25 protein-coding genes are annotated in these 26,355 nt (G+C 53.9%); 8 read left to right on the top strand and 17 right to left on the bottom strand.

What is annotated here, in order from left to right:
* Positions 1-11 precede the first annotated feature (11 nt).
* The 13 genes from ABLU80_RS10055 to asnC form a co-directional block, all read right to left on the bottom strand.
* Positions 12-431 (bottom strand): F0F1 ATP synthase subunit epsilon, encoded by a 420-nt coding sequence (locus tag ABLU80_RS10055; RefSeq protein WP_015703917.1) that lies wholly within the window; start codon positions 429-431, stop codon positions 12-14.
* Between the two features lie 20 nt (positions 432-451).
* The gene (gene atpD, locus ABLU80_RS10050) at positions 452-1,834 is read right to left on the bottom strand and encodes a F0F1 ATP synthase subunit beta (RefSeq protein WP_015369008.1); all 1,383 of its coding nucleotides are present in this window, start codon (positions 1,832-1,834) and stop codon (positions 452-454) included.
* A 26-nt stretch (positions 1,835-1,860) separates the two neighbouring features.
* Entirely contained in the window at positions 1,861-2,724 is an 864-nt protein-coding gene (atpG, locus tag ABLU80_RS10045) for a F0F1 ATP synthase subunit gamma (protein WP_015369007.1), read from the bottom strand.
* A gap of 50 nt (positions 2,725-2,774) precedes the next feature.
* Complete coding sequence (gene atpA, locus ABLU80_RS10040; RefSeq protein WP_015369006.1) at positions 2,775-4,316, bottom strand: F0F1 ATP synthase subunit alpha; 1,542 nt, start codon at positions 4,314-4,316, stop codon at positions 2,775-2,777.
* A gap of 12 nt (positions 4,317-4,328) precedes the next feature.
* Entirely contained in the window at positions 4,329-4,862 is a 534-nt protein-coding gene (atpH, locus tag ABLU80_RS10035) for a F0F1 ATP synthase subunit delta (RefSeq protein WP_015369005.1), read from the bottom strand.
* 14 nt (positions 4,863-4,876) lie between these two features.
* Positions 4,877-5,347: a F0F1 ATP synthase subunit B gene (gene atpF / locus ABLU80_RS10030; RefSeq protein WP_004107293.1), complete on the bottom strand. Its 471-nt coding sequence runs from the start codon at positions 5,345-5,347 to the stop codon at positions 4,877-4,879.
* 54 nt (positions 5,348-5,401) lie between these two features.
* Positions 5,402-5,641 carry a F0F1 ATP synthase subunit C gene (gene atpE, locus ABLU80_RS10025; protein ID WP_000429386.1) on the bottom strand — a complete coding sequence of 80 codons (240 nt, stop codon included), beginning with the start codon at positions 5,639-5,641 and terminating at the stop codon, positions 5,402-5,404.
* Between the two features lie 48 nt (positions 5,642-5,689).
* Positions 5,690-6,505 carry a F0F1 ATP synthase subunit A gene (atpB, locus tag ABLU80_RS10020; RefSeq protein ID WP_015369004.1) on the bottom strand — a complete coding sequence of 272 codons (816 nt, stop codon included), beginning with the start codon at positions 6,503-6,505 and terminating at the stop codon, positions 5,690-5,692.
* A gap of 8 nt (positions 6,506-6,513) precedes the next feature.
* On the bottom strand, positions 6,514-6,894 hold the full coding sequence (atpI, locus tag ABLU80_RS10015) for a F0F1 ATP synthase subunit I (RefSeq protein ID WP_015703918.1): 381 nt from the start codon (positions 6,892-6,894) through the stop codon (positions 6,514-6,516).
* Between the two features lie 616 nt (positions 6,895-7,510).
* Positions 7,511-8,134 (bottom strand): 16S rRNA (guanine(527)-N(7))-methyltransferase RsmG, encoded by a 624-nt coding sequence (rsmG, locus tag ABLU80_RS10010; protein WP_015369001.1) that lies wholly within the window; start codon positions 8,132-8,134, stop codon positions 7,511-7,513.
* Positions 8,135-8,247: 113 nt separating this feature from the next.
* On the bottom strand, positions 8,248-10,137 hold the full coding sequence (gene mnmG, locus ABLU80_RS10005) for a tRNA uridine-5-carboxymethylaminomethyl(34) synthesis enzyme MnmG (RefSeq protein ID WP_015369000.1): 1,890 nt from the start codon (positions 10,135-10,137) through the stop codon (positions 8,248-8,250).
* A 383-nt stretch (positions 10,138-10,520) separates the two neighbouring features.
* The gene (mioC, locus tag ABLU80_RS10000) at positions 10,521-10,961 is read right to left on the bottom strand and encodes an FMN-binding protein MioC (protein WP_015703919.1); all 441 of its coding nucleotides are present in this window, start codon (positions 10,959-10,961) and stop codon (positions 10,521-10,523) included.
* 98 nt (positions 10,962-11,059) lie between these two features.
* Positions 11,060-11,518, bottom strand: a complete 459-nt coding sequence (gene asnC / locus ABLU80_RS09995; RefSeq protein ID WP_015368998.1) for a transcriptional regulator AsnC — start codon at positions 11,516-11,518, stop codon at positions 11,060-11,062.
* 152 nt (positions 11,519-11,670) lie between these two features.
* Between asnC and asnA the strand changes: the two genes are divergently transcribed.
* On the top strand, positions 11,671-12,663 hold the full coding sequence (gene asnA / locus ABLU80_RS09990) for an aspartate--ammonia ligase (protein ID WP_032712991.1): 993 nt from the start codon (positions 11,671-11,673) through the stop codon (positions 12,661-12,663).
* A 3-nt stretch (positions 12,664-12,666) separates the two neighbouring features.
* On the opposite strand, the gene viaA is transcribed toward asnA, so the two are convergent.
* The gene (viaA, locus tag ABLU80_RS09985) at positions 12,667-14,115 is read right to left on the bottom strand and encodes an ATPase RavA stimulator ViaA (RefSeq protein ID WP_015368996.1); all 1,449 of its coding nucleotides are present in this window, start codon (positions 14,113-14,115) and stop codon (positions 12,667-12,669) included.
* On the bottom strand, positions 14,112-15,611 hold the full coding sequence (ravA, locus tag ABLU80_RS09980; RefSeq protein WP_020077612.1) for an ATPase RavA: 1,500 nt from the start codon (positions 15,609-15,611) through the stop codon (positions 14,112-14,114). The genes viaA and ravA overlap by 4 nt, the downstream gene beginning before the upstream one ends.
* Before the next feature lie 217 nt (positions 15,612-15,828).
* Here ravA and kup point away from each other — a divergent pair, with 217 nt between their 5' ends.
* From kup to rbsR, 7 genes are all read left to right on the top strand, one after another.
* Complete coding sequence (gene kup, locus ABLU80_RS09975; RefSeq protein ID WP_015368994.1) at positions 15,829-17,697, top strand: low affinity potassium transporter Kup; 1,869 nt, start codon at positions 15,829-15,831, stop codon at positions 17,695-17,697.
* A gap of 186 nt (positions 17,698-17,883) precedes the next feature.
* A complete protein-coding gene (rbsD, locus tag ABLU80_RS09970) occupies positions 17,884-18,303 on the top strand; it encodes a D-ribose pyranase (RefSeq protein ID WP_015368993.1) in 420 nt (139 codons plus the stop codon).
* Positions 18,304-18,313: 10 nt separating this feature from the next.
* A complete protein-coding gene (gene rbsA / locus ABLU80_RS09965) occupies positions 18,314-19,819 on the top strand; it encodes a ribose ABC transporter ATP-binding protein RbsA (protein WP_015368992.1) in 1,506 nt (501 codons plus the stop codon).
* Positions 19,820-19,824: 5 nt separating this feature from the next.
* The gene (gene rbsC / locus ABLU80_RS09960) at positions 19,825-20,790 is read left to right on the top strand and encodes a ribose ABC transporter permease (protein ID WP_015368991.1); all 966 of its coding nucleotides are present in this window, start codon (positions 19,825-19,827) and stop codon (positions 20,788-20,790) included.
* Positions 20,791-20,817: 27 nt separating this feature from the next.
* Entirely contained in the window at positions 20,818-21,708 is an 891-nt protein-coding gene (rbsB, locus tag ABLU80_RS09955; RefSeq protein ID WP_015368990.1) for a ribose ABC transporter substrate-binding protein RbsB, read from the top strand.
* 98 nt (positions 21,709-21,806) lie between these two features.
* Positions 21,807-22,739 carry a ribokinase gene (gene rbsK, locus ABLU80_RS09950; RefSeq protein ID WP_020077610.1) on the top strand — a complete coding sequence of 311 codons (933 nt, stop codon included), beginning with the start codon at positions 21,807-21,809 and terminating at the stop codon, positions 22,737-22,739.
* A 3-nt stretch (positions 22,740-22,742) separates the two neighbouring features.
* A complete protein-coding gene (gene rbsR, locus ABLU80_RS09945; protein WP_015703923.1) occupies positions 22,743-23,735 on the top strand; it encodes a ribose operon transcriptional repressor RbsR in 993 nt (330 codons plus the stop codon).
* Here the strand turns inward: rbsR and mdtD are convergent.
* Entirely contained in the window at positions 23,732-25,129 is a 1,398-nt protein-coding gene (mdtD, locus tag ABLU80_RS09940) for a multidrug transporter subunit MdtD (protein ID WP_015368987.1), read from the bottom strand. The genes rbsR and mdtD overlap by 4 nt on opposite strands.
* Positions 25,130-25,142: 13 nt before the next feature.
* Positions 25,143-25,844, bottom strand: coding sequence for a FadR/GntR family transcriptional regulator (locus ABLU80_RS09935; RefSeq protein ID WP_015368986.1), 702 nt, complete (start codon positions 25,842-25,844; stop codon positions 25,143-25,145).
* Between the last annotated feature and the right edge of the window lie 511 nt (positions 25,845-26,355).

The raw sequence follows: 26,355 nt of genomic DNA, 5'->3' as shown, positions 1-26,355 counted from the left end.
TCAAGCCGGTGTTACATCGCTTTTTTGGTCAATTCGATAACGCGCAGTTTAGCGATCGCTTTGGCCAGTTCCGCGGACGCCTGAGCGTAATCCACGTCGCCGTGAGAGCTCTTGATATGCTCTTCCGCTTTACGTTTCGCTTCCAGGGCTCGCGCTTCGTCGAGATCCTGACCACGAATTGCCGTATCGGCCAGAACGATCACGTTGCCCGGTTGCACTTCAAGAATGCCGCCGGACAGATAGATAAACTCTTCGTGACCGAACTGTTTAACGATGCGAATCATACCAGGCTTAATGGCGGTGAGCAGCGGCGCGTGACCCGGGAAAATACCCAGCTCACCTTCGCTACCCGTTACCTGGATTTTCTCGACCAGGCCAGAGAACATCTGTTTCTCTGCGCTGACGACATCCAGGTGGTAAGTCATTGCCATATCACCCTCCGATTAAGGCGTTAAAGTTTTTTGGCTTTTTCCACGGCTTCTTCGATGGAACCGACCATGTAGAACGCCTGCTCCGGCAGGTGATCGTATTCGCCTTCCATGATGCCTTTAAAGCCACGGATGGTGTCTTTCAGCGAAACGTATTTGCCCGGGGAACCGGTAAATACTTCAGCTACGAAGAACGGCTGGGACAGGAAGCGCTGGATCTTACGAGCGCGAGCTACCACCAGTTTATCTTCTTCAGACAGTTCATCCATACCCAGGATGGCGATGATGTCTTTCAGTTCCTGATAACGCTGCAGCAGGGACTGTACGCCACGCGCGGTGTCGTAGTGTTCCTGACCAACAACCAGCGGATCCAGCTGACGGCTGGTGGAATCCAGCGGGTCAACGGCCGGGTAGATACCCAGAGACGCGATCTGACGGCTCAGTACCACGGTTGCGTCAAGGTGCGCAAAGGTGGTTGCTGGGGATGGGTCAGTCAAGTCATCCGCAGGTACGTATACCGCCTGAACGGAGGTGATAGAACCGGTTTTGGTGGAGGTGATACGTTCCTGCAGAACGCCCATCTCTTCCGCCAGAGTCGGCTGATAACCTACCGCTGAAGGCATACGGCCCAGCAGTGCAGATACTTCAGTACCGGCCAGGGTGTAACGATAGATGTTATCGACGAACAGCAGAACGTCACGACCTTCGTCACGGAATTTCTCAGCCATGGTCAGGCCGGTCAGCGCAACGCGCAGACGGTTTCCCGGCGGCTCGTTCATCTGGCCGTAAACCAGGGATACTTTATCCAGAACGTTGGAGTCGGTCATTTCGTGGTAGAAGTCGTTACCCTCACGAGTACGCTCACCTACGCCCGCAAACACGGAGTAACCGGAGTGCTCGATCGCGATGTTACGGATCAGCTCCATCATGTTTACGGTTTTACCTACGCCCGCACCACCGAACAGACCAACTTTACCGCCCTTAGCGAACGGACACATCAGGTCGATAACTTTGATGCCGGTTTCCAGCAGTTCCTGAGAGCTGGACAGCTCTTCATAGGAAGGCGCCGCGCGGTGGATAGCCCAACGTTCTTCTTCGCCGATGTCGCCTTTCATGTCGATCGGCTGACCCAGGACGTTCATGATACGGCCCAGAGTCGCTTTACCTACCGGGACTTCGATCGGGTGCTCAAGGTCTTTAACTTCCAGACCACGACGCAGACCGTCGGAAGAACCCATGGCGATAGCACGAACTACGCCACCGCCGAGCTGCTGCTGAACTTCCAGCACCAGGCTCTCATTACCATTCTGTACCTCAAGGGCATCGTACACGCGTGGTACGGCATCCTGAGGGAACTCGACGTCGACCACGGCGCCGATTACCTGGACAATCTTTCCAGTAGCCATCTTAAATCCTCTACGAAATAACCTGGTTAAACCGCGGCGGCCCCCGAGACGATCTCGGTGAGTTCCTGAGTAATGCTGGCCTGACGAGCTTTGTTGTATACCAACTGCAGCTCTTTAATCAGGCTGCCGCCATTATCGGTCGCGGCTTTCATCGCCACCATACGGGCGGCCTGCTCGCTGGCCAGGTTTTCTACCACGCCCTGATAAACCTGAGACTCCACATAACGACGCAGGAGGGTATCCAGCAGCGCTTTCGGATCGGGCTCATACAGGTAATCCCAGGACTTACGTTTCAGATCATCATCTTCTGAAGCCGGTAACGGCAGCAGCTGAGTGATGGTCGGAGCCTGAGACATGGTGTTAATAAATTTGTTGCTGACAACGTAAAGCTTGTCCAGACGGCCTTCATCGTAGGCCTGCAACATCACTTTTACCGGGCCGATCAGTTCGGACAGGGACGGGTTATCACCCATACCGGTCACCTGGGCCACAATATTGCCGCCCACGGAGTTAAAGAAAGACACGCCTTTAGAGCCGATCATTGCGAGGTCGCACTGAACGCCTTTATCGGACCATGCTTTCATATCCGCCAGCAGTTTTTTGAACAGGTTAATGTTCAAGCCACCGCACAGACCACGGTCGGTCGACACCACCAGGTAGCCCACGCGTTTAACGTCGCGTTCTTCCAGGTACGGGTGCTTATATTCCAGATTACCGTTCGCAAGGTGACCAATCACTTTGCGCATAGTATCTGCATATGGACGGCTGGCCGCCATGCGATCCTGCGTTTTACGCATTTTGGAGGCGGCGACCATCTCCATCGCTTTGGTGATCTTTTGCGTGTTCTGGACGCTTGCGATCTTACTACGTATCTCTTTTGCGCCGGCCATGAGCTTCTCCTCAATGCCTTGCGGCCTGCCCTAAGGCAAGCCGCCAGACTTTACCAGGACTGGGTTGCTTTGAAGGAGTCGAGGATGCCTTTCAGCTTGCCTTCGATCTCGTCGTTATAGCCACCGGTCTGGTTAATCTCTTGCATCAGCGGAGCGTGGTCACGGTCAACGTAAGCCAGCAGAGCGGCTTCGAAGCTACCGATTTTCGCCAGTTCCACATCTTCGAGGTAACCGCGTTCAGCAGCGAACAGTACCAGGCCCTGCTGTGCTACAGACATAGGTGCATACTGTTTCTGTTTCAGCAGTTCGGTCACTTTCTGACCGTGGCTCAGCTGCTTACGAGTCGCTTCGTCCAGATCGGATGCGAACTGAGAGAACGCAGCCAGTTCACGATACTGCGCCAGCGCGGTACGGATACCACCGGACAGTTTCTTGATGATCTTGGTCTGAGCAGCACCACCAACACGGGATACGGAGATACCCGGGTTAACCGCCGGACGAATACCGGAGTTGAACAAGTTGGTTTCCAGGAAGATCTGACCATCGGTAATGGAAATTACGTTGGTCGGAACGAATGCGGAAACGTCACCCGCTTGCGTCTCGATAATCGGCAGCGCAGTCAGGGAGCCGGTTTTACCTTTAACTTCACCATTGGTGAACTTCTCAACGTATTCCGCGTTAACGCGGGATGCGCGCTCCAGCAGACGGGAGTGGAGGTAGAACACGTCGCCCGGGAATGCTTCACGTCCTGGCGGACGACGGAGCAGCAGGGAAACCTGACGGTAAGCAACAGCCTGTTTAGACAGGTCATCGTAAACGATCAGCGCATCTTCACCGCGGTCGCGGAAGTATTCGCCCATTGCGCAACCGGCATACGGCGCCAGGTATTGCAGCGCAGCAGATTCAGAAGCGGTCGCCACAACAACGATAGTGTTGGACAGCGCGCCGTGCTCTTCCAGTTTACGCACCACGTTAGAGATGGTGGACGCTTTCTGGCCGATAGCTACGTATACGCATTTGATGCCGGAATCACGCTGGTTGATGATCGCATCGATTGCCATCGCGGTTTTACCGGTCTGACGGTCACCGATGATCAGCTCACGCTGGCCACGGCCGATTGGAATCATGGCATCAACAGATTTGTAACCGGTCTGTACCGGCTGGTCTACGGATTGACGATCGATAACGCCCGGAGCGATAACTTCGATTGGCGAGAAACCATCGTGCTCAACAGGACCTTTACCGTCAATTGGCGCACCCAGGGTGTTCACTACGCGGCCTAACAGACCACGACCGACCGGAACTTCCAGAATACGGCCAGTACACTTAACCTTCATGCCTTCGGCGAGGTCAGCATACGGACCCATCACAACCGCACCAACGGAGTCGCGCTCCAGGTTCAGTGCGATAGCGTAACGGTTACCCGGCAGGGAAATCATTTCACCCTGCATACAATCGGCCAGGCCGTGGATGCGGATAACACCGTCACTTACAGAAACAATAGTACCTTCGTTGTGAGCTTCACTCACAACATTGAACTGAGCAATGCGCTGCTTGATCAGTTCGCTGATTTCGGTGGAATTCAGTTGCATGCTCCAGTCCCCTTAAGACTGCAAGACGTCTGCCAGGCGATCAAGACGGCCGCGTACGCTACCATCAATGACCATATCACCCGAGCGGATGATAACTCCTGCCATAACAGACTTATCGATTTTGCAATTCAGCTTAACTTTGCGTGACAGACGCTTTTCCATCGCGCCGGAGATCTTCGCAAGCTGTTCTTCACTCAGTTGGTTGGCAGAAATAACATCTACCTCTGCGATGGCCTCGCTGGCCGCACGCAGGTGAATGAACTGCTCAAGAACATCCGGGAGCACCTTCAGACGACCATTTTCAGCCATCACCCGAATCAGGTTCTGACCGTTTTCGTCAAGTTGCTCGCCGCAGATAGCGATAAACGCATCTGAGAGCGTTTCCGGCGCCAGGGCACCGGAGAGAAGCTCTGCCATTTGTTCGTTTTTAGTCACTTCAGCGGCAAACGCCAGCATATCCTGCCAGCGCTCAACACTTTTGTGTTCGACGGCAAAGTCAAAAGCTGCTTTGGCGTAGGGGCGAGCTACCGTTACAAATTCAGACATCAGCCCCTCCCTCCTTACAGTTCAGCGACAAGTTTATCCACGATGTCGCTGTTAGCAGCTTCATCCACGGAACGTTCGATGATCTTCTCGGCGCCAGCAACAGCCAGGATAGCAACCTGCTTACGCAGTTCTTCGCGAGCACGTTTACGTTCGGCATCGATTTCAGCCTGCGCCTGTGCGACGATTTTGGTGCGTTCCTGTTCTGCTTCAGCTTTAGCTTCGTCCAGAATCTGAGAGCGACGCTTGTTCGCTTGCTCGATGATTACCTGGGCTTCCGCTTTCGCTTTTTTCAGCTGGTCGGTCGCGTTGGCCTGTGCAAGGTCCAAATCTTTCTTAGCGCGTTCTGCAGAAGCTAAACCGTCAGAAATTTCTTTCTGGCGCTTTTCGATGGCAGCCATTAACGGCGGCCATACGTACTTCATGCAGAACCATACGAAGATAACAAACGCGATGGCCTGGCCGAGGATTGTTGCGTTCATGTTCACAGCACAATACCTCTTAAATTAACTCTGTGGCTTAGGTTTCTTTCGAACAACTTACTACGCGACAGCAAACATCACGTACAGACCCAGACCTACAGCGATCATCGGGATAGCATCCACCAGACCCATAACGATAAAGAACTGAGTACGCAGCAGAGGAATCAGATCCGGTTGACGCGCTGCGCCTTCCAGGAATTTACCCCCGAGGATGCCGATACCGATCGCAGCACCGATTGCCGCCAGACCCATCATCACAGCGGCAGCCATGTACAGCAGATCCATATTCAGGTTTTCCATGACAGTCTCCAGTTTGTTTCAGTTAAAACGTAGTAGTGTTGGTAAAAATCAATGCTCTTCGGATGCCATCGACAGATAGACAATCGTCAGAACCATGAAGATGAAGGCTTGCAGCGTAATAATCAGGATGTGGAAAATGGCCCAAGGCACATTCAGAATCCACTGTGACCACCACGGCAACAGACCAGCAATCAGAATGAAAATCAGCTCACCGGCATACATGTTGCCGAACAGTCGCAGACCGAGAGAAACCGGTTTGGACAGCAGGCTTACCCCTTCAAGGATTAAGTTGACAGGAATGAACGCCCAGTGATTGAACGGCTGCATGGTCAGTTCTTTAACGAACCCACCAACGCCTTTCATTTTGATGCTGTAGAAAATAATCAGGATGAACACGCCAAGCGCCATTGACAGGGTGATGTTCACGTCAGCAGACGGAACCACGCGCAGTGCAGGCAGGCCGAAAATGTGTTCGCCGATATAAGGAATCAGGTCGATTGGCAGCAGGTCCATCAGGTTCATCAGGAATACCCAGACGAACACGGTAAGCGCCAGCGGCGCGATGACCTTGCTCTTGCCATGGTACATGTCTTTGACGCTGCCATGGACGAAGCCGATGATCATTTCGATGAAGGTTTGGAATTTCCCTGGTACGCCGCTGGTCGCTCTCTTAGCAACGCTACGGAACATGGCAAGGAACAGCAGACCGAGAACCACCGAGAAAAACATGGAGTCAATATTGAGCGTCCAGAAGGTGGCTGGGGGGTTGTGCGGATCCACCAGCGAGAATGTACGTAGGTCCAACTGAAGGTTATTCAGATGGTGTCCTATGTAATCCTGCGGCGTCATATTTTCTGAAGCCATGATGCCTTTTACCCTTTGTTGTTAATTACAGCTGGAGCCAGAATTTGTACCACCAGCACCAAAACCCACGTCACTATCAGCGGCAAAAATACCACTTCAAAAACCGCCAGCGCCATCGCCAGTAGGGCGAAGGTCAGCAACACCTTGAATGCTTCACCGAAGGCGAAGGTCCAGGCCACTCGGCCTTGAGCTGGTGTATGCGCCTGATGGCGCCAGGCAAAAATCATAAACAACGCGTTTGGCAAAACGACTGCCAAACCTCCGCATATGGCGGAGATGCCCCAGAAGGGGTCTTTGAGGCTGAACAGCAGTCCACTTGCTATTACTGCCAGTAACTGAATAAACAGAAGCTTTCGAGCAACGTTTCGACTCACGAGCGACATAGACATCACGTTTTTACTCCTGCTCCCTTCGAGGTATGCCGCGTGTCGTATAAAACGTTCTTTAAGACCAAGAGTCAAGCGTCAAAAAGCGGACAAATTATACGGTGACAACACGTGATTTCAAACATTAAGTAGCAAAATAGTGAATAAATGTTTAATTATTTTCTGAGCGGCAATTTTTCATGCATTTCGTCAATCAGTGAGGGATCAACCAGAAGTGCAAATAATGAGAAAACGCGGCCATTAAAGCGTGCATCAGATCACATAATAAACATTTTCGGCGCAATCGAATTAAATCTGTACAGAATCAGTAAGTTTTCATCTTTTTGATATTCAAGATAAAAAGTGAGGTCTTTTTGTAAAACAACCCCACATACAATAAAAACCTTTTATTGACATTTATAATAAAAATTTAACATCAATATGAACTGACAGTTCATCGATTTTTAGCACCCTGATATTTTCAAAGTTGACTATTCTGCCAGTAAACCACCACGCTAAAGTTAAACACTAGAAAAGCCATAGTAAAAACAAGGTTAAAAGTGGCCAGATAATACCCGCAGGTAACTTTGATTTTTGTAACATGCGCAGGCCACATTTTTTCCACATTTTTTGATAAAAATTATAAGGCGTTTGGCTTAATGACCACCAAATGTCTCTCCCCTTCCAACTGGGGTACATGCAGTTTAATCACGTCGCAAACCTGGTAACCTTCTGGCAGGTCTGCCATTTCACTTTCCTGCGCCTGCCCTTTCAACGCGTAGAAATGCCCATCTGCCGCCGGCAGGTGGTGGCACCAGCTAACCATGTCGTTCAGCGAGGCAAAAGCGCGGCTAATGACGCCATCAAACGGCGGCTCGGCGGGAAACGCTTCCACACGGCTCTGCACGGGGGTGATGTTATCCAGTTTTAGCTCATGCTGGACCTGGCGCAGGAAGCGCACACGCTTGCCAAGGCTATCCAGTAATGTGAAATGAGATTCCGGGCGCACGATAGCCAGCGGAATACCCGGCAGGCCCGGACCGGTTCCCACATCGATAAAGCGGGAGCCCTGTAGATATGGCGCAACGATAATGCTATCGAGGATATGGCGAACCAGCATCTCGTTAGGATCGCGAACAGAGGTCAGGTTATAGGCTTTGTTCCACTTATCCAGCAGCCCGACATACGCCACCAGCTGATTTTTCTGGTGATCGGTGAGCGAAATACCCGCTTCGTCCAGCAGACGAGAAAGTTTGTTGAGCACGGTGAGTACCTTCTAAAAATAATGAGCCCGGAGGCGCTAACGCTTACCGGGCTGTGAATTATAAAGGCGATCGCTGATTTTGCATCCGCCAAATTAACGCGCTCTGACGATTATCAGGCGCTGCGGCGCAGCATCCCCTGCTTTTTCAGCCACACCAGCAAAATAGAAATTGCCGCCGGGGTAATCCCGGAAATACGCGATGCCTGGCCGATCGATGACGGTTTATGGTCGTTCAGCTTGGCAATAACCTCGTTGGACAAGCCGGATACCTGACGGTAATCGAGCGTTGCCGGCAGCAAAGTATTCTCGTTGCGCTGCTGCTTTTCGATTTCGTCCTGCTGACGAGCGATATAGCCTTCGTACTTAACCTGAATCTCAACCTGCTCGGCCGCCTGTTGATCCTGCAGGCCCGGCGCGAACGGAGAAAGCTGAACCAGCTGTTCGTAGGTCATTTCCGGGCGACGCAGCAGATCTTCGCCGCTGGCTTCGCGCGACAGCGGCGCGGTCAGGTGAGCGTTCACTTCGGCTGCGCTTTCCGCCAGCGGGTTAACCCAGCTGGTTTTCAGGCGTTGGCGTTCACGCTCAATGCTTTCCAGTTTCTCGTTGAAACGCGCCCAGCGCTCATCGTCCACCAGCCCCAGCTCACGCCCCTGTTCAGTCAGGCGCAGATCGGCGTTGTCTTCACGCAGCATCAGGCGATATTCCGCACGGGAGGTAAACATGCGGTATGGTTCTTTAGTACCAAGTGTGCACAGATCGTCCACCAGCACGCCAAGGTAGGCCTGATCGCGACGCGGCGCCCAGCCTTCTTTTTCCGCAGAGAAGCGGGCGGCATTAAGACCGGCAAGCAAACCCTGCGCGGCGGCTTCTTCATAGCCGGTAGTGCCGTTAATTTGGCCGGCGAAGAACAGACCCTGAATGTATTTGCTCTCCAGCGTCGGCTTCAGGTCACGTGGGTCAAAGAAATCGTACTCAATGGCATAGCCAGGGCGAACGATCTTCGCGTTTTCCATCCCCTGCATTGAGCGGACGATTTGCATTTGCACATCAAACGGCAGGCTGGTGGAGATACCGTTTGGATAAATTTCGTTTGAAGTCAGCCCTTCCGGTTCAAGGAAGATCTGATGCTGGTTGCGATCGGCAAAGCGCATGACTTTGTCTTCGATCGACGGGCAGTAACGCGGGCCGATACCTTCAATCACCCCGGCGTACATGGGGCTGCGATCGAGGTTGCTGCGGATCACATCATGGGTTTTCTCGTTGGTGTGCGTGATATAGCACGGTACCTGGCGCGGATGTTGATCCGCGGATCCCATAAACGAGAAGACCGGCATCGGGTTATCGCCGTGCTGTTGCGCCAGCACGCTAAAATCGATGGTGCGCGCGTCGATACGCGGGGGAGTACCGGTTTTCAGGCGGCTTACGCGCAGCGGTAGTTCACGCAGACGGCGAGACAGCGGGATCGACGGCGGATCGCCGGCGCGACCGCCGCTGTAGTTGTCCAGGCCAATGTGGATTTTGCCATCCAGGAAGGTGCCAACGGTTAGTACCACCGACTTAGCGCGGAACTTGAGGCCCATTTGGGTCACCGCGCCGACGACACGATCGTTTTCGACAATCAGATCTTCTACCGCCTGCTGGAAGATCATCAGGTTCGGCTGGTTCTCCAGCGCGGTGCGTACCGCCTGGCGATACAGCACGCGGTCGGCCTGGGCGCGGGTCGCACGAACAGCTGGTCCTTTGCTACCGTTTAGTATCCTAAACTGAATACCTGCCTGATCGATCGCTTTCGCCATCAGACCACCGAGCGCGTCCACTTCTTTTACCAGGTGTCCCTTCCCAATGCCGCCAATCGCCGGGTTGCAGCTCATCTGCCCCAGCGTGTCGATATTGTGTGTCAAAAGCAGGGTTTGTTGGCCCATTCGCGCTGCTGCCATCGCGGCCTCAGTGCCTGCATGACCCCCGCCAATGATGATGACGTCAAAAGGATCCTGATAAAACATGGTGATCTGCCTCGCATAACGCGGTTTGAAAATGGATTGAAGCCCGGGCCGTGGATTCTACTCAACTTTGCTCTTTCGAGAAAGGGGCCGGGATCCTGAGTATTAAAAAGAAGATCTTTTATTTAGAGATCTGTTCTATTGTGATCTCTTATTAGGATCGACTCTCTTTGTGGATAAGTCGGATCCACTGTTTAAGATCAAACGCTTAAGAAGGATCGCAATCTGTGAATGATCGGTGATCCTGTTCCGTATAAGCTGGGATCAGAATGAAGGGTTATGCACAGCTCAAAAAGCGTACTCCGGTTATTCTTTGGATAACTACCGGTTGATCCAAGCTTTTGAGCAGGGTTATCCACAGAAGAAGCTGCGGATCTTTACAAAACTCAGAGTAAATCTTTCCAGGATCCCACCCAAACCTCGGCCGGATCTTCAGGAATCTCGTGTTCGAGGACATTAATTTTCAGCGTTTCACCGATCTGTTTTGCCCCGTTGGCCTTTAATGCTGCTTCGAGTTTGTCGATTGCGCCGCAAAAAGTGTCATATTCGCGGCTACCGATACCCACCGCGCCAAAGCGAACGGCAGAAAGATCGACCTGCTTCTCCAGCAACGCTTCATAAAAGGGGACCAGGTTGTCCGGAATATCGCCGGCGCCATGGGTAGAAGAGATAACTAACCAGATCCCTTCTGCCTGCAGATCGTCAACCAGCGGACCGTGCTGGATATCAGTGCTGTAGCCCGCTTCTTCCAGCTTTTCCGCCAGATGTTCTGCTACATATTCCGCACTGCCCAGGGTGCTGCCGCTGATAAGTGTAATGTCTGCCATGATCGCCGATCGCTCGCTCAACTATTCTGAGTGGCGTATTGTACGCTGTGAGCGAGCTGGGATCTACCTGTGGAAAAATGTGGGATTAAAAAAAACGATCAGGGCTTGATGGTACGCATGATCGGGTTTTGCAGCACGATCAGGGTTTCAGTGGACTGAATTTCATCGATTGTTTGGATCTTGTTGATAAGTACCTGCTGCAGGGCATCGATGGATTTACACATCACCTTAATAAAGATGCTGTAGTGACCGGTGGTGTAGTAAGCCTCGGTCACCTCCTCCAGGCTCTCCAGCCGGGCGAGAGCGGAAGGATAGTCTTTGGCGCTCTTAAGAATAATGCCGATGAAGCAGCCGACGTCATAACCGAGCTGTTTCGGGCTGACGTCAATTCGCGCGCCGGTAATAATGCCCGCCTGTTTCATTTTCTCTACGCGTACGTGAATCGTACCTGGACTCACGCCGAACTGTTTGGCCAGTTCGGCGTAAGCGGTGCGCGCATTCGCCATTAGGGCATCAAGAATGCCGCGGTCCAGATTGTCGATCTGATAATTTTCCATTGTTTTTTCTTATGATGTTTGATGATTCTTTCTATTTTAGCTTTTTAATTTAATGAATCAAAACTCAAGGCGTCTTTTTATTGATTGATTATTGAATTCAGTGCCATTTCTGTTGCTTAATCAATATCAACAGGACGCAGGAGTAATAAAAAATGAAAACCGCATACATCGCAAAACAACGCCAGATTAGTTTCGTTAAATCCCATTTTTCCCGTCAGCTGGAAGAGAAGCTTGGCCTGATTGAAGTGCAGGCGCCGATCTTAAGCCGCGTAGGAGATGGGACGCAGGACAACTTGTCCGGCTGCGAGAAAGCGGTTCAGGTAAAAGTGAAAACACTGCCAGACGCCCAATTCGAAGTGGTTCATTCACTGGCGAAGTGGAAGCGTCAAACCCTGGGACAACACGACTTCAGCGCGGGCGAAGGGCTGTACACGCACATGAAGGCCCTTCGCCCCGATGAAGACCGCCTCACCCCAATTCACTCCGTTTACGTTGACCAGTGGGACTGGGAACGCGTCATGGGCGACGGCGAACGCCATACTGGCACGTTGAAAGCGACGGTTGAGGCGATCTACGCCGGGATCAAAGCCACCGAGCTGGCGGTAAGTCAGGAATTTGGTCTGACGCCATTCCTGCCGGAACAGATCCACTTTATTCACAGTCAGGAGCTGCTGAGCCGTTATCCGGATCTGGATGCCAAAGGCCGCGAGCGGGCGATAGCTAAAGAGCTTGGCGCCGTTTTCTTAATCGGTATCGGCGGTAAACTGTCTGACGGCAAGCGCCACGATGTTCGCGCGCCGGATTATGATGACTGGAGCTCGCCATCGGCGGAGGGTTTTGCCGGCCTGAACGGCGATATCCTGGTGTGGAACCCGGTGCTGGAAGACGCTTTTGAGCTTTCCTCTATGGGGATCCGTGTTGACGCCGAGGCGCTGAAGCGCCAGTTGGCGGTGACCGGCGATGAAGACCGTCTGCAACTTGAATGGCACCAGGCGCTGCTGCGCGGCGAAATGCCGCAGACCATTGGCGGCGGTATTGGCCAGTCGCGTTTAACCATGCTGTTGCTGCAGCTTGACCATATCGGCCAGGTACAGTGCGGCGTATGGCCCACGCAGGTGCGTGAAAGCGTCGCCGCTCTGTTGTAAAGATTAACGCCGCCAGCGACGCAGCAGGCGGCTACGCAATCCGGTATCAAAGCGCCAGATATGATCGAAGATGCGCATGATGCCGGGTTTGCCGTGTACCGACATCGCCACCGCGTGAAAACGGTGCTGATGTTTGTGCTGCAACTCCCCCACCTTATTGACCACCTCATCCGGCAACCGCTGGGCGATAAAATCGGAAATCACCACCGCATCGGCATCGACCCATTGCGGGCTTTGCAAACGTTCAACGATCGCGCGAAAGCAGCTGGCCAGATCGGTGCCGCCGCGAAAACGCTGGCTTAAAAAACGGATCGCCTGTTCAAGCCCTTGCGGGCCGGTTAGCTCGTAGTGCACCACTTCGCTGGAGAACAGCATGATGTAGCAGCGACGGTTATCCGCCAGCGCGACGCGCATCAGCGCCAGACAAAAGGCTTTAGCGCATTGCTCATTAAAGCCGCCCATCGAACCTGAGGTATCTACGCAGACAATAAATGGCCCCCGCGGCTGCTCATCAAAATCCTGCCGGGTTACCGGGCGTTCGGTTATTTTCTCCCGCCATGCGTCGCCGTGCAGGCGATAGGTTAGCAACTGTTTTTCCACCAGCTTACGGTAGAACTCGAACTCGAGTTCGGTGATGCCGAGCGTTGCCAACTCTGGCGGCAACAGACGTAGAATATCGTCACTTTGCTGCAGGCCATCGACCTGCTCTGGTACCGTTGCCGGTTCACGAACCATCGCGCGGAAGGCCTCCATCGGCGCATCCTTCTTCGGCACCAGTTTGGCTTCCCGCGATCTGCCCAACTGCTCAGCCAGTTGCATCAGTTCCGGTTGTTGGCTGAGAAAATCGCCATAGCGCACGATCAGCTGATAATCGCCACGTTTAAGCTCGCCGGCGCTCATATCCCACAGGCGGCCAGCGGCGTTGTCGTTTTCCACCAGCACCGGCTCTAGCTGCCCGCTGAGCGTCATTCGTTCCTGCACCTCGCTGAGCAGCTGATCGCGCTCATCGTCTAATAGGTGCTGGTTGAGGGTGGTGGTCTGTACCACGAGGCTTAAGCGCCAGCGTTGTAAGAACAGAGTATGTAGCGCTGGGGTGAAGGTCGCGTTATCGTCCACCAGCTGCTGCGCCTGAGCGGCAAAGGGCGACTGTAGCTTATGCAGCTTGCCGAGGATCTGCGGCAGTTGCACAATAAATTGCGACGTTGAAAGCAGCTGAGCCTGCTGATAGATCTGCACTTCGGCGTCCAGTTCAGGAGGGATTTGCGTCTCTTTGAGCCGGGCGCGAACCGCTTCTCGCCAGCGCGGAATATCGGCGGCGATGATATTTTTCAGCCGCGGAAATTTTTCAAAGAACACCGCCAGTTGAGGAGAGGCCAGCAGCGCCAGCAGCATCTCCTCGATCATCCCTTCTTCGCTGACCGCCAGCATGACATTCAGCATGTCGAGCGTCATGGCTGGCGCGCCTGTTTAATTTGCGCGCCGACGTCCTGCAGGCTGGCTTCGATACGCCCCAGCCAGTCGCCGGGAATAAACAGGCATTTTTGCTGTTCGCTAAAGCGGTTATGTTGCTGGTGCCACTCGTCATCCAGCGCTTCCAGCTGCTGGCGGATCTCGGCAGGCATATTTTCCTGAGATTCGCTGCCTGGCAGCGACAGGCGCGAGCCTTGCAGGCTGACGTCGCGCACCACCAGGTGCTGGCTGGCATCGACATCCATCGTCAATGGCTGGGCAAAACCGATGCCGTTGAGCTTGCCGCGGATCTCGCCGCCTTTTTCCAGCCAGTTGACCAGCGCTTCGCGTTCGAAGGCGATATGAATGACTTCGAGATCGTGCAATTTCAGCGGTTGCTGGAGAAGCAGCGTCAACGTCTCGCCTTCAATTCCGTCCGGCAGTTCATAATGCGGCTTACGGCTGAACATGCCGCCCACGCGCGTGACTTTAAGCGCGGTTTTATCGCTGTGCTGCTGCTGGATTTGGATGCGGCGTTGGATGATAGCGCCCAGTTTAGTCAGCATCGCCTGCTGGCCCCAGGCATGGCTGGTCATCAGGGATTCCAACTGCTGAGACATCAGATTCATGCTTTCGATGTTATGCCACAGGCAATCTTTCAACAGGATCAGGTCGATAGGGGCGATGGCGTCGCGGCCGCTAAAGAAGGCGCTGGCCTGCAGCAGACGGATGGCTTTTTTCCAGCGGCGATCGGAAACGTAAGGCGCATTAGGCAAGGCATCTAATTGTTGGCGCAGTTGGAAAACCAGCTCGAAGACATTGTCCGGCAACTTCACGGTACCAATGTCATGCTGCCACTGGGTGAACTCTTCGGTGCTGATTTGCAGGTTTTCGGGAACCGGATTGCTGTTTTCATCCTGTTGGCTCACCAGCATCGAGCGGAAGTTAGTTTTATCCTGCACTTTATCCAGCCACAGGCGGATCAGCATGCGGTCATATAAGGCTTCGAGGCTGTTATCCGCTTCGGGAAGTTCGTTCGACGCCGCAACCAGCAGGCGCATCGGGATTTTCTCTTCATGGGCGCCGTTGCGGAAGTGGCGTTCGTTGATGGCCGTCAGCAGGGTATTAAGGATAGCCGGGCCGGCTTTCCAGATTTCATCCAGGAAGACGATTTCCGCCTCTGGTAGATAGCCTGCCGTTAAACGCTCATAGCGCCCTTCATCTTTGAGCGCCTGAATAGACAGCGGGCCGAAAACTTCTTCCGGGGTGGAGAAGCGGGTCATCAGATATTCGAAAGCGCGCGCCTGCTTGAAAGCGAACTTAAGCCGGCGGGCGATCAGGCTTTTCGCGATGCCGGGTGGACCCAGCAGGAATACGCTCTCGCCGCTGAGCGCAGCCAGCAGGCACAGACGTATTGCGTGGCTGCGTTCAAAGAGTCCTTTTTCCAGGGCGGCGCTAAGTCGGGAAATTCTTTCTGCCAGTAAATGTGATTGAGCCATAATAGAGTTGCGTGCTTTGTCGTGTGTCGTTATTGCGTCGAGTATAGATGTTTGATTAGGGGTGGTAATAGCCTGAAGAATCGATTTATTTTCTTTGAGCTAAGTTAATATGGTGTCAGTTAGGGGTACGATTCAGCAAATAATCGTGCATACTGTGCGCTTTTTGTGGGCCAAGGGACTAGGCACACATTTGTTTTATAAACGAAAAGACTAGTCTATGAGCACTGATAATAAACAATCGTTGCCGGCAATAACGCTGGCGGCAATCGGCGTGGTTTACGGCGATATCGGTACCAGTCCACTGTATACTCTTCGCGAATGTCTGTCAGGCCAGTTTGGCTTTGGCGTTGAACGCGATGCGGTGTTTGGCTTTCTGTCGCTGATTTTCTGGCTGTTGATCTTTACCGTATCAATTAAATACATCACCTTCGTGATGCGGGCGGATAACGCCGGCGAGGGCGGGATCTTAACGCTGATGTCACTGGCGGGGCGCAACACCTCGGCAAAGATGACCTCCGTGTTGGTGATCCTCGGCCTGATTGGCGGTAGCTTCTTCTATGGTGAAGTAGTAATAACCCCGGCAATATCGGTGATGTCGGCGATAGAGGGGTTGGAAATTATCGCCCCACAGCTGGATACCTGGATTGTCCCCATCTCCATTATTGTGCTGACCCTGCTATTTGCTATTCAAAAACACGGTACCGGGATGGTCGGCAAGCTGTTCGCGCCAATTATGCTGATCTGGTTCCTGTTACTGGCGGTGCTTGGCGCGCGCAGTATCCTCGATAACCCGGAAGTTCTGCAGGCGCTGAACCCTTACTGGGCGGTACATTTCTTCCTGCAGTACAAAACGGTCTCCTTTATTGCGCTTGGCGCGGTGGTGCTGTCGATTACCGGTGTGGAAGCGCTGTATGCCGATATGGGCCACTTCGGCAAACTACCGATTCGCGTGGCGTGGTTCTCGGTGGTGCTGCCATCACTGGTGCTTAACTATTTTGGCCAGGGCGCGCTGCTGCTGAAGCACCCGGAAGCCATTAAAAACCCGTTCTTCCTGCTGGCGCCGGAATGGGCGCTGATCCCGATGCTGATTATCGCGACCCTGGCGACGGTTATCGCCTCGCAGGCGGTGATTTCCGGGGTCTTCTCGCTGACTCGCCAGGCCGTGCGTCTGGGCTATCTGTCGCCAATGCGCATTATCCATACTTCGGAAATGGAGTCCGGGCAGATTTACATCCCGTTCATTAACTGGCTGCTGTACGTTTCTGTGGTCATCGTCATTGTCAGCTTCGAGCACTCTTCTAATCTGGCGGCGGCGTACGGTATTGCGGTAACGGGCACCATGGTGTTGACCTCCATTCTTTCGGCGACCGTGGCGCGCAAAAACTGGCACTGGAATAAGCTGTTTGTCGGCCTGATGCTGGTGGCCTTCCTGTGTATCGATATTCCGCTGTTCTCGGCGAACCTCGATAAAATCGTCTCCGGCGGCTGGTTACCGTTATCGCTGGGCCTGGTGATGTTTACGGTGATGACCACCTGGAAGAGCGAGCGTTTCCGCCTGCTGCGCCGGATGCACGAGCATGGCAACTCGCTGGAAGCGATGATCTCCTCACTGGAGAAATCGCCGCCGGTGCGCGTACCGGGTACCGCGGTCTATATGTCTCGCGCCCTGAACGTGATCCCTTTTGCTCTGCTGCATAACCTGAAACACAACAAGGTGCTGCATGAACGCGTGATCCTGCTGACTCTGCGTACCGAAGATGCCCCGTATGTGCATAACGTTCGCCGCGTGCAGATTGAGCAACTGTCGCCGTCGTTCTGGCGCGTCGTGGCAAGCTATGGCTGGCGTGAAACGCCGAACGTCGAAGAGGTGTTCCATCGCTGCGGCCTGGAAGGGTTGAGCTGTCGAATGATGGAAACGTCGTTCTTTATGTCCCATGAGTCGCTGATTATTGGCAAACGGCCATGGTATCTGCGCCTGCGTGGCAAGCTGTATCTGCTGCTGCAGCGTAACGCTCTGCGCGCGCCGGATCAGTTTGAAATCCCGCCTAACCGGGTTATTGAGCTCGGTACGCAGGTGGAAATCTGATGTCGAAAAGCCCTTCAATAACGAAGGGCTTTTTTGTCTCTCACATCTTGATGTAACTTCTTGTCCCCGCGTTGCGAAACGTTTCGATGGCGATCACATTTCTCTCTTCTGCCGGTGGTTTTCTGTTCGCTGATTGACAATACTTAGGGCAGCGAAACGTTTCGCTAGTGGAGCAAAAGAGACAAAATGAAAAAAGGCACCGTACTTAACGCTGATATTTCTTCCGTTATCTCCCGCCTCGGTCATACCGATACGCTGGTTGTTTGCGACGCCGGATTGCCGGTTCCCCGCAGCAGCGCGCGCATTGATATGGCGCTTACTCAGGGCGTACCTTCTTTTATGCAGGTTCTGGAAGTCGTAACGGCGGAAATGCAGGTTGAGGCGGCGGTCATCGCGGAAGAGATTAAAACCCATAATCCGCAACTCCACGCGACGTTGCTCAATCATCTTGAGCAGCTGCAGCAGCACCAGGGAAATACGATTGAAATTCGTTACACCAGTCATGAGCAGTTCAAAAAACAAACCGCAGATAGTCAGGCGGTAATTCGCAGCGGGGAGTGTTCCCCGTATGCGAATATTATTCTTTGTGCCGGCGTCACTTTCTGAGGTCGCCGTCATGGAAGCTTTATTACAGCTGAAAGGGATCGATAAAGCGTTCCCTGGCGTCAAAGCGCTCTCCGGCGCGGCGCTGAATGTCTATGCCGGCCGGGTGATGGCGCTGGTAGGGGAAAATGGCGCCGGTAAATCTACAATGATGAAGGTACTGACCGGTATCTATACCCGTGATGCCGGTTCTTTGCTGTGGTTAGGTAAAGAAACGACCTTTAACGGCCCAAAATCCTCACAGGAAGCCGGTATCGGCATCATTCACCAGGAACTCAACCTGATCCCGCAATTAACGATTGCCGAGAACATCTTCCTCGGCCGCGAGTTCGTTAACCGCTTTGGCAAAATCGACTGGAAAAAGATGTATGCCGAAGCGGACAAGCTGCTGGCGAAGCTGAATTTACGCTTTAACAGCCAGAAGCTGGTGGGCGATCTGTCGATTGGCGATCAGCAAATGGTGGAAATCGCTAAAGTGCTGAGCTTCGAATCGAAGGTCATCATTATGGATGAGCCTACCGATGCCCTGACCGATACCGAGACCGAATCGCTGTTCCGCGTCATCCGCGAATTGAAGTCGCAGGGGCGCGGTATCGTCTATATCTCCCACCGCATGAAAGAGATCTTCGAAATCTGCGATGACGTCACCGTATTTCGCGACGGGCAATTTATTGCCGAGCGCGAAGTGGCTTCGCTGGATGAGGATCGACTGATCGAGATGATGGTTGGCCGTAAGCTGGAAGATCAATATCCGCATCTCGATAAGGCGCCGGGCGCGGTACGTCTGAAGGTCGATAATCTCTGCGGCTCCGGTGTGGAAAACGTGACGTTTACCCTGCGTCAGGGCGAAATCCTCGGCGTCGCCGGGCTGATGGGCGCCGGGCGTACTGAACTGATGAAAGTGCTGTACGGCGCGCTGCCGCGTAGCAGCGGTTCCGTGACGCTGGATGGCCATGAAGTCGTCACCCGTTCGCCGCAGGATGGCCTGGCGAACGGCATTGTCTATATCTCCGAAGACCGTAAGCGTGATGGCCTGGTGCTCGGAATGTCGGTCAAAGAAAATATGTCATTGACCGCGCTACGCTACTTCAGTCGGGCGGGCGGCAGCCTTAAGCATAAAGATGAACAGCAGGCGGTCAGTGATTTCATTCGGCTGTTTAATGTGAAGACGCCTTCAATGGAGCAGGCAATCGGCCTGCTTTCCGGCGGTAACCAGCAAAAAGTCGCTATCGCTCGCGGGCTGATGACCCGGCCGAAAGTGCTGATCCTCGATGAACCGACCCGCGGCGTCGACGTTGGGGCGAAGAAAGAGATCTACCAGCTGATTAACCAGTTTAAAGCCGATGGCCTGAGCATCATTCTCGTCTCTTCGGAGATGCCGGAAGTGCTGGGCATGAGCGATCGCATCATTGTGATGCATGAAGGGCATCTCGGCGGTGAATTCACACGCGAGCAGGCCACCCAGGAAGTATTGATGGCTGCCGCTGTGGGCAAGCTTAACCGTGTGAATCAGGAGTAAAAAAGATGACTACCCAGGCTGTTACTGGTCGCCGCTATTTCACTAAAGCGTGGCTGATGGAGCAAAAATCGCTGATCGCCCTGCTGGTGCTGATCGCGATCGTTTCGACCATGAGCCCCAACTTTTTTACCGTCAATAACCTGTTTAATATTCTGCAGCAGACTTCCGTTAACGCCATCATGGCGGTCGGGATGACGCTGGTCATTCTGACATCGGGGATCGATCTGTCCGTCGGTTCTCTGCTGGCGTTGACCGGCGCCGTCGCGGCGTCTATCGTCGGTATCGAAGTGAATGCGCTGGTGGCCGTTGCCGCCGCGCTGGCGCTCGGTGCGGCTATTGGCGCGGTGACCGGGGTGATTGTCGCGAAAGGGCGCGTGCAGGCGTTTATCGCCACTTTGGTAATGATGCTGCTGCTGCGCGGCGTGACGATGGTTTACACCAACGGCAGCCCGATCAACACCGGCTTTAGCGATAACGCCGATCTGTTCGGCTGGTTCGGTATCGGACGCCCGCTGGGGATCCCTACGCCGGTATGGATTATGGCTATTGTCTTCCTGGCGGCCTGGTACATGCTGCACCATACTCGCCTGGGTCGTTATATTTATGCCCTGGGCGGTAATGAAGCGGCGACGCGGCTTTCCGGCATCAGCGTAAATAGAGTGAAAATCATCGTCTATGCGTTATGCGGAATGTTGGCTTCACTGGCCGGGATCATCGAAGTGGCGCGTCTTTCCTCTGCGCAGCCGACGGCGGGGACGGGCTATGAATTAGACGCGATCGCAGCGGTCGTACTTGGCGGCACTAGCCTGGCCGGTGGTAAAGGTCGTATCGTCGGCACGCTGATTGGCGCGCTGATCCTTGGCTTCCTGAATAATGGTCTGAACCTTTTAGGCGTTTCTTCCTATTACCAGATGATCGTCAAAGCGGTGGTGATTTTGCTGGCGGTACTGGTAGATAACAAAAAGCAGTAACTGAGAACTCTACAGGACATCTTAACTATGAATATGAAAAAACTGGCGACCCTGGTCTCTGCTGTTGCTCTAAGCGCGACCGTTAGCGCAAACGCGATGGCGAAAGATACCATCGCACTGGTTATCTCTACCCTGAATAACCCGTTCTTCGTTTCTCTGAAAGACGGCGCGCAGAAAGAAGCCGATAAGCTGGGTTACAACCTGGTGGTGCTGGATTCTCAGAATAACCCGGCAAAAGAGCTGGCGAACGTACAGGACTTAACGGTGCGTGGCGCTAAGCTGCTGCTGATTAACCCAACCGACTCCGATGCTGTCGGCAATGCGGTGAAGATGGCGAACCAGGCTAAAATCCCGGTCATTACCCTTGACCGCCAGGCTTCTAAAGGTGATGTGGTGAGCCATATTGCTTCCGATAACGTGCTGGGCGGTAAAATGGCCGGCGACTATATCGCGAAGAAAGTCGGCGAAAGCGCGAAAGTGATTGAGCTGCAAGGTATTGCTGGTACCTCTGCGGCGCGCGAGCGCGGCGAAGGTTTCAAACAGGCCGTGGCGGCGCATAAGTTCAACGTACTGGCCAGCCAGCCCGCTGACTTCGACCGTACTAAAGGTCTGAACGTTATGCAGAACCTGCTGACGGCGCATCCGGACGTGCAGGCGGTGTTTGCGCAGAACGACGAAATGGCGCTGGGCGCGCTGCGTGCGCTGCAGACTGCAGGAAAATCTGATGTGATGGTGGTTGGATTTGACGGCACTCCGGATGGCGAAAAAGCAGTAAATAGTGGCAAACTGGCAGCGACTATCGCCCAGTTGCCGGAGCAGATCGGCGTTAAAGGCGTCGAAACCGCTGATAAAGTGCTGAAGGGCGAAAAAGTGGATGCCAGCTATCCGGTTGAGCTGAAACTGGTCATTAAGCAGTAAAATGCGATTCGGGCCGGCAACGGCCCGAGGGACAACATAAAAAGAAAAGCAGGGCATGCGCCACCGGAGTCCGGTGGCGCGCTTTCCCGGGAATAAAGATGATGAAAACCGCAGGCAAACTTGTCGTCCTTGGCAGCATCAATGCCGATCACATTCTTAACCTTGAATCCTTCCCTACTCCAGGTGAGACCGTCACCGGAAACCACTATCAGGTCGCATTCGGCGGTAAAGGCGCTAACCAGGCGGTGGCTGCCGGGCGTAGCGGCGCGGATATTGCCTTCATTGCCTGTACCGGCGATGACGACATTGGCGAACGCGTCCGCCGCCAGCTCGCGAGCGATAACATCGACGTGGCGCCGGTGCGTACCGTTGCTGGCGAATCTACTGGCGTCGCGTTAATTTTCGTTAACGCGGAAGGTGAGAATGTCATCGGTATTCATGCCGGCGCTAATGCAGCGCTATCGGTTTCTCAGGTAGAGGCGGAGAAAGAACGTATCGCCAACGCGCAGGCATTGTTAATGCAGCTGGAGTCGCCGCTGGAGAGCGTGATGGCTGCCGCGAAAATCGCTCATCAGCATCAGACGACGGTGGTACTCAATCCCGCACCGGCGCGTGAACTTTCGGATGAGCTATTGGCGCTGGTGGATGTTATTACGCCGAATGAAACCGAAGCGGAAAAGCTGACCGGTATTCGCGTTGAGAGCGACGACGATGCCGCGAAAGCCGCCAGCGCGCTTCATGCGAAGGGAATTGGTACGGTGATGATTACTCTCGGCAGCCGCGGCGTTTGGTTAAGCTGTGAGGGCGAAAGCCGCCGGGTTCCAGGATTTAAAGTTCAGGCCATCGATACGATTGCCGCTGGCGACACTTTTAATGGCGCATTTGTCACCGCGCTGCTGGAAGGCCGTGAAGTGTCAGACGCCATCCGTTTTGCCCATGCCGCCGCCGCGATTGCCGTCACCCGTAAGGGGGCGCAACCGTCTGTGCCGTGGCGCAAAGAGATCGACGAATTCTTGCGTCAACAGGGGTAATGCTTGGCTACCATGAAGGATGTGGCCCGCGTCGCGGGCGTTTCCACCTCAACCGTTTCTCACGTCATTAATAAAGACCGCTTTGTCAGCGAGGCGATTACCGCCAAAGTTGATGCGGCGATCAAAAGTCTTAACTACGCGCCTTCGGCGCTGGCGCGTAGCCTCAAGTTAAATCAGACGCGAACCATCGGCATGCTGATCACCGCCAGTACCAACCCGTTTTATTCGGAGCTGGTGCGCGGCGTGGAACGCAGCTGTTTCGAGCGCGGCTACAGCCTGGTGCTATGTAATACCGAAGGTGATGAGCAGCGGATGAATCGCAATCTGGAAACGCTGATGCAAAAACGCGTCGATGGTCTGCTGCTACTGTGCACCGAAACGCATCAACCTTCCCAGGAGATCATGCAGCGTTATCCGTCGGTGCCGACGGTGATGATGGATTGGGCGCCGTTCGACGGCGACAGCGATCTCATTCAGGATAATTCGTTGCTTGGTGGCGATATGGCGACCCAGTATCTGATCGATCGCGGTCATACCCGTATTGCCTGCATTGCCGGGCCGCTGGATAAAACGCCGTCGCGACTGCGGCTGGAGGGCTATCATGCGGCGATGGCGCGCGCCGGGCTGGATGTCGCCGAAGGTTATGTCATTACCAGCGATTTTGAATTTGGCGGCGGTTTTACTGCGATGCAGCAACTGCTGGCGTTAACGCCACGGCCGCAGGCGGTCTTTGTCGGTAATGATGCGATGGCGGTCGGCGCGTATCAGGCGCTGTATCAGTCCGGGTTGCATATTCCGCAGGATATGGCGCTGGTGGGGTATGACGATATTGAACTGGCGCGCTATATGACCCCGCCGCTCACCACCATTCATCAACCTAAAGATGAACTGGGAGAGCTCGCTATCGATGTGCTGATTCACCGCATGGCGGATCCCGGGCAAAAACAGCAGCGCGTGCAGCTCACTCCAGAGCTGGTGATTCGCGGTTCAGCTTAGTGCTTGTGCCGCTCCGTTATCAGGTTGCGGCCATCTTTGGCTCTGAGCAGCATAAACATCAACGCTGACACCACGGTGATCGCACCCATCGTGATAAAGGTATAGTGGAATTGTTCGATGGTACTGGCGTTATCAAACCCTTCATAAAAACGCAGAACCGCCGCGCTAATGGCTACGCCAAGGCTAATCGACAGCTGCTGGGTTACCGCGAGCAGGCTGTTGCCGCTACTGGCATTGTCATCGGTTAAATCAGCAAGCGTAATGGTGTTCATCGAGGTGAACTGCGTGGACATCGCCATCCCCAGTACAAATAGCGGCAGTAGTAGCAGCCACAGCGGCATTCCCGGCGACTGCAGCGCAAACTGCGCGATCATCAAACCAATAAAGATGGTGACTCCCACCAACGTTTTGCGATAACCAAACCAGCGCAGGATCTGCGTGACGGTCGACTTGGCGATTATCGAGCCGATGGCCGTCGGCGCAATCATGCAGCCGGCGATAATGGCCGGGTAGCCGAAACCGACTTGTAGCATCAGCGGCATCAGGAACGGCACGCAGCCGGTACCTAACCGTGTCGCCAGGTTACCGGCGATCCCGACAGAGAAGGTATGGGTCTTAAATAGAGAGAGCGAAATCAGCGGAGTGGGATGGCGACGAGCATGCCGAATATAGGCCAGCATGAGCACGACGCTCAGGGCGATGACGGCCAGCGCTATCCAGCTGGCGACGATTTTCTCGCCAAAGAGCTCAATACCGCTGGAGAACAGCACCAGGCTTAAACCAAAAAGCACAAAACCGCTGGTGTCGAAACGACGGCGGGGCGTGGTGAAGTCCGGCATATATTTGCGGGCGTAGAGAATGCCGATGATGCCAATCGGGATGTTAATCAAGAAAATCCAGTGCCAACTGGCCCAGGTGACTAACACGCCGCCGAGTACAGGGCCGAGGATGGGGCCGACCAGTCCGGGCATGGTAACGAAGTTGAGTACCGGCAGCAGTTCGCTACGCGGATAGGCGCGTAACAGCGCCAGGCGCGCAACCGGCATCATCATTGCGCCGCCGATCCCCTGGATGACGCGGAAGACAACCAATTCGGGAAGCGAAGTGGAAAGCGCGCAGGCGAGGGAGCCCAGGGTAAACAGGCTAACGGCAACGATAAAGACCTTGCGGGTGCCAAAGCGATCGGCCAACCAGCCGCTCACCGGAATCAGCATCGCTACCGTCAGGGTGTAGCTGATAATGGCGGATTGCATCGCCAGCGGGGAGTGACCGAGGCTATGCGCAATCGCGGGAAGCGCGGTATTAAGAATAGTGGCGTCCAGCGCCTGCATAAAGAAAGCCATGGCCGCAATCCATGGCAGTCCGGCCATACTCAGCCCTTTCTTCCCGGTCATGCCATTTCCTTCTTTATTTACCTGTGTGGTTTGGGGTGTTCAATAATGTCTGGCAGGCAAGCTGCGCGCGTGGACCGTCGCTTTCCTGAATGGCGTCAACAATAGCCTGGTGTAGATCGAGTTTAACGACTTCATTTTGCGTAATCGAGGTGAAATAGGTCTGATATACCGAATGGAATAACGACGCGAAAGAGGTGAGAAACGGGTTGCCGCTCATCGCATAAATATGTTCATGCCAGGCCATATCGACTTCAATCCAGCGTTCGCGGATAAAATGTCTTTTCAGCTCGATCATTTCTTCCATTAGCGTATTGAGCTGCGCTTTCTGCTCGGAGGTGCCGTTTATCGCCGCCAGAAAACAGGCCTGAGGCTCCAGGCTGCTACGCATCACCAGAAAATGGCTAACCACCTCGGCAAAATTATCTTCCGTCAGCCACCAGGCAAGCAGCTCTTTATCCAGAAAGTTCCAGCTGCTGCGTGCCAGAACGCGAGTTCCGATACGCGGGCGCGGAAGCAGCATGCCTTTAGCTGCCAGCGTTTTTACCGCTTCTCGTACTGCCGTCCGGCTCACGCCAAACTGTTCGCCCAGTTCCATTTCACCAGGAAGAATGCTCTCTGGCGGATATTCGCCGGTGAGAATTTTTTGGGCGATCTTCTCCGCGATGACCCAGGAGATGTTTTTTTGTGCCGCCAGCTGCTGTGCGCTTATAGACATAAATGCCGTTCCTTTCTCTTTTCTACTTCATCAGTATGCCACCTGGCGGCTTGTTTCGGTGGTTAAAACAGCAAAAGGGCGATTTTTTACGGTTTTGACACCGCCTTTGGTGAAAAAAGAGACGGTTGAAAAGTTTTTTGAAAACAGGGCTTGTCAACGTCTCAGAACTCCCTATAATGCGCCTCCACTGACACGGAACAACGGCAAGCAAGCCGCTGGGTCAGCAGGGTTTCAGCGGTAAATAACAACGCTGAAAACCGACAGAGAAAAGTGAAAATAAACGCTTGACTCTGAATGAGGAAAACGTAATATACGGGACCTCGCAACGGTGAGCTGAAAGCCGCGTTGCAACTGCTCTTTAACAATTTATCAGACAATCTGTGTGGGCACTCAAAGTGACATGGATTCTTAATGTCTTCGGACAATAAATGAATACCAAGTCTCTGAGTGAACATACGTAATTCATTACGAAGTTTAATTCACGAGCATCAAACTTAAATTGAAGAGTTTG

It is taken from the genome of Klebsiella sp. CN_Kp104, from assembly GCF_040064515.1.
In the GTDB taxonomy this organism is placed as follows: domain Bacteria; phylum Pseudomonadota; class Gammaproteobacteria; order Enterobacterales; family Enterobacteriaceae; genus Klebsiella; species Klebsiella aerogenes.
The sequence above is the reverse complement of the archived record's forward strand: the minus strand, read 5'-3'. Positions and strand labels throughout refer to the sequence as shown.

Coding starts and splice junctions, on each gene's coding strand:
- ABLU80_RS10055 (WP_015703917.1), bottom strand. CDS start 431: ATGGCAATGACTTACCACCTGGATGTCGTCAGCGCAGAGAAACAGATG.
- atpD (WP_015369008.1), bottom strand. CDS start 1,834: ATGGCTACTGGAAAGATTGTCCAGGTAATCGGCGCCGTGGTCGACGTC.
- atpG (WP_015369007.1), bottom strand. CDS start 2,724: ATGGCCGGCGCAAAAGAGATACGTAGTAAGATCGCAAGCGTCCAGAAC.
- atpA (WP_015369006.1), bottom strand. CDS start 4,316: ATGCAACTGAATTCCACCGAAATCAGCGAACTGATCAAGCAGCGCATT.
- atpH (WP_015369005.1), bottom strand. CDS start 4,862: ATGTCTGAATTTGTAACGGTAGCTCGCCCCTACGCCAAAGCAGCTTTT.
- atpE (WP_000429386.1), bottom strand. CDS start 5,641: ATGGAAAACCTGAATATGGATCTGCTGTACATGGCTGCCGCTGTGATG.
- atpB (WP_015369004.1), bottom strand. CDS start 6,505: ATGGCTTCAGAAAATATGACGCCGCAGGATTACATAGGACACCATCTG.
- atpI (WP_015703918.1), bottom strand. CDS start 6,894: ATGTCTATGTCGCTCGTGAGTCGAAACGTTGCTCGAAAGCTTCTGTTT.
- mnmG (WP_015369000.1), bottom strand. CDS start 10,137: ATGTTTTATCAGGATCCTTTTGACGTCATCATCATTGGCGGGGGTCAT.
- mioC (WP_015703919.1), bottom strand. CDS start 10,961: ATGGCAGACATTACACTTATCAGCGGCAGCACCCTGGGCAGTGCGGAA.
- asnC (WP_015368998.1), bottom strand. CDS start 11,518: ATGGAAAATTATCAGATCGACAATCTGGACCGCGGCATTCTTGATGCC.
- asnA (WP_032712991.1), top strand. CDS start 11,671: ATGAAAACCGCATACATCGCAAAACAACGCCAGATTAGTTTCGTTAAA.
- viaA (WP_015368996.1), bottom strand. CDS start 14,115: ATGACGCTCGACATGCTGAATGTCATGCTGGCGGTCAGCGAAGAAGGG.
- ravA (WP_020077612.1), bottom strand. CDS start 15,611: ATGGCTCAATCACATTTACTGGCAGAAAGAATTTCCCGACTTAGCGCC.
- kup (WP_015368994.1), top strand. CDS start 15,829: ATGAGCACTGATAATAAACAATCGTTGCCGGCAATAACGCTGGCGGCA.
- rbsD (WP_015368993.1), top strand. CDS start 17,884: ATGAAAAAAGGCACCGTACTTAACGCTGATATTTCTTCCGTTATCTCC.
- rbsA (WP_015368992.1), top strand. CDS start 18,314: ATGGAAGCTTTATTACAGCTGAAAGGGATCGATAAAGCGTTCCCTGGC.
- rbsC (WP_015368991.1), top strand. CDS start 19,825: ATGACTACCCAGGCTGTTACTGGTCGCCGCTATTTCACTAAAGCGTGG.
- rbsB (WP_015368990.1), top strand. CDS start 20,818: ATGAATATGAAAAAACTGGCGACCCTGGTCTCTGCTGTTGCTCTAAGC.
- rbsK (WP_020077610.1), top strand. CDS start 21,807: ATGATGAAAACCGCAGGCAAACTTGTCGTCCTTGGCAGCATCAATGCC.
- mdtD (WP_015368987.1), bottom strand. CDS start 25,129: ATGACCGGGAAGAAAGGGCTGAGTATGGCCGGACTGCCATGGATTGCG.
- ABLU80_RS09935 (WP_015368986.1), bottom strand. CDS start 25,844: ATGTCTATAAGCGCACAGCAGCTGGCGGCACAAAAAAACATCTCCTGG.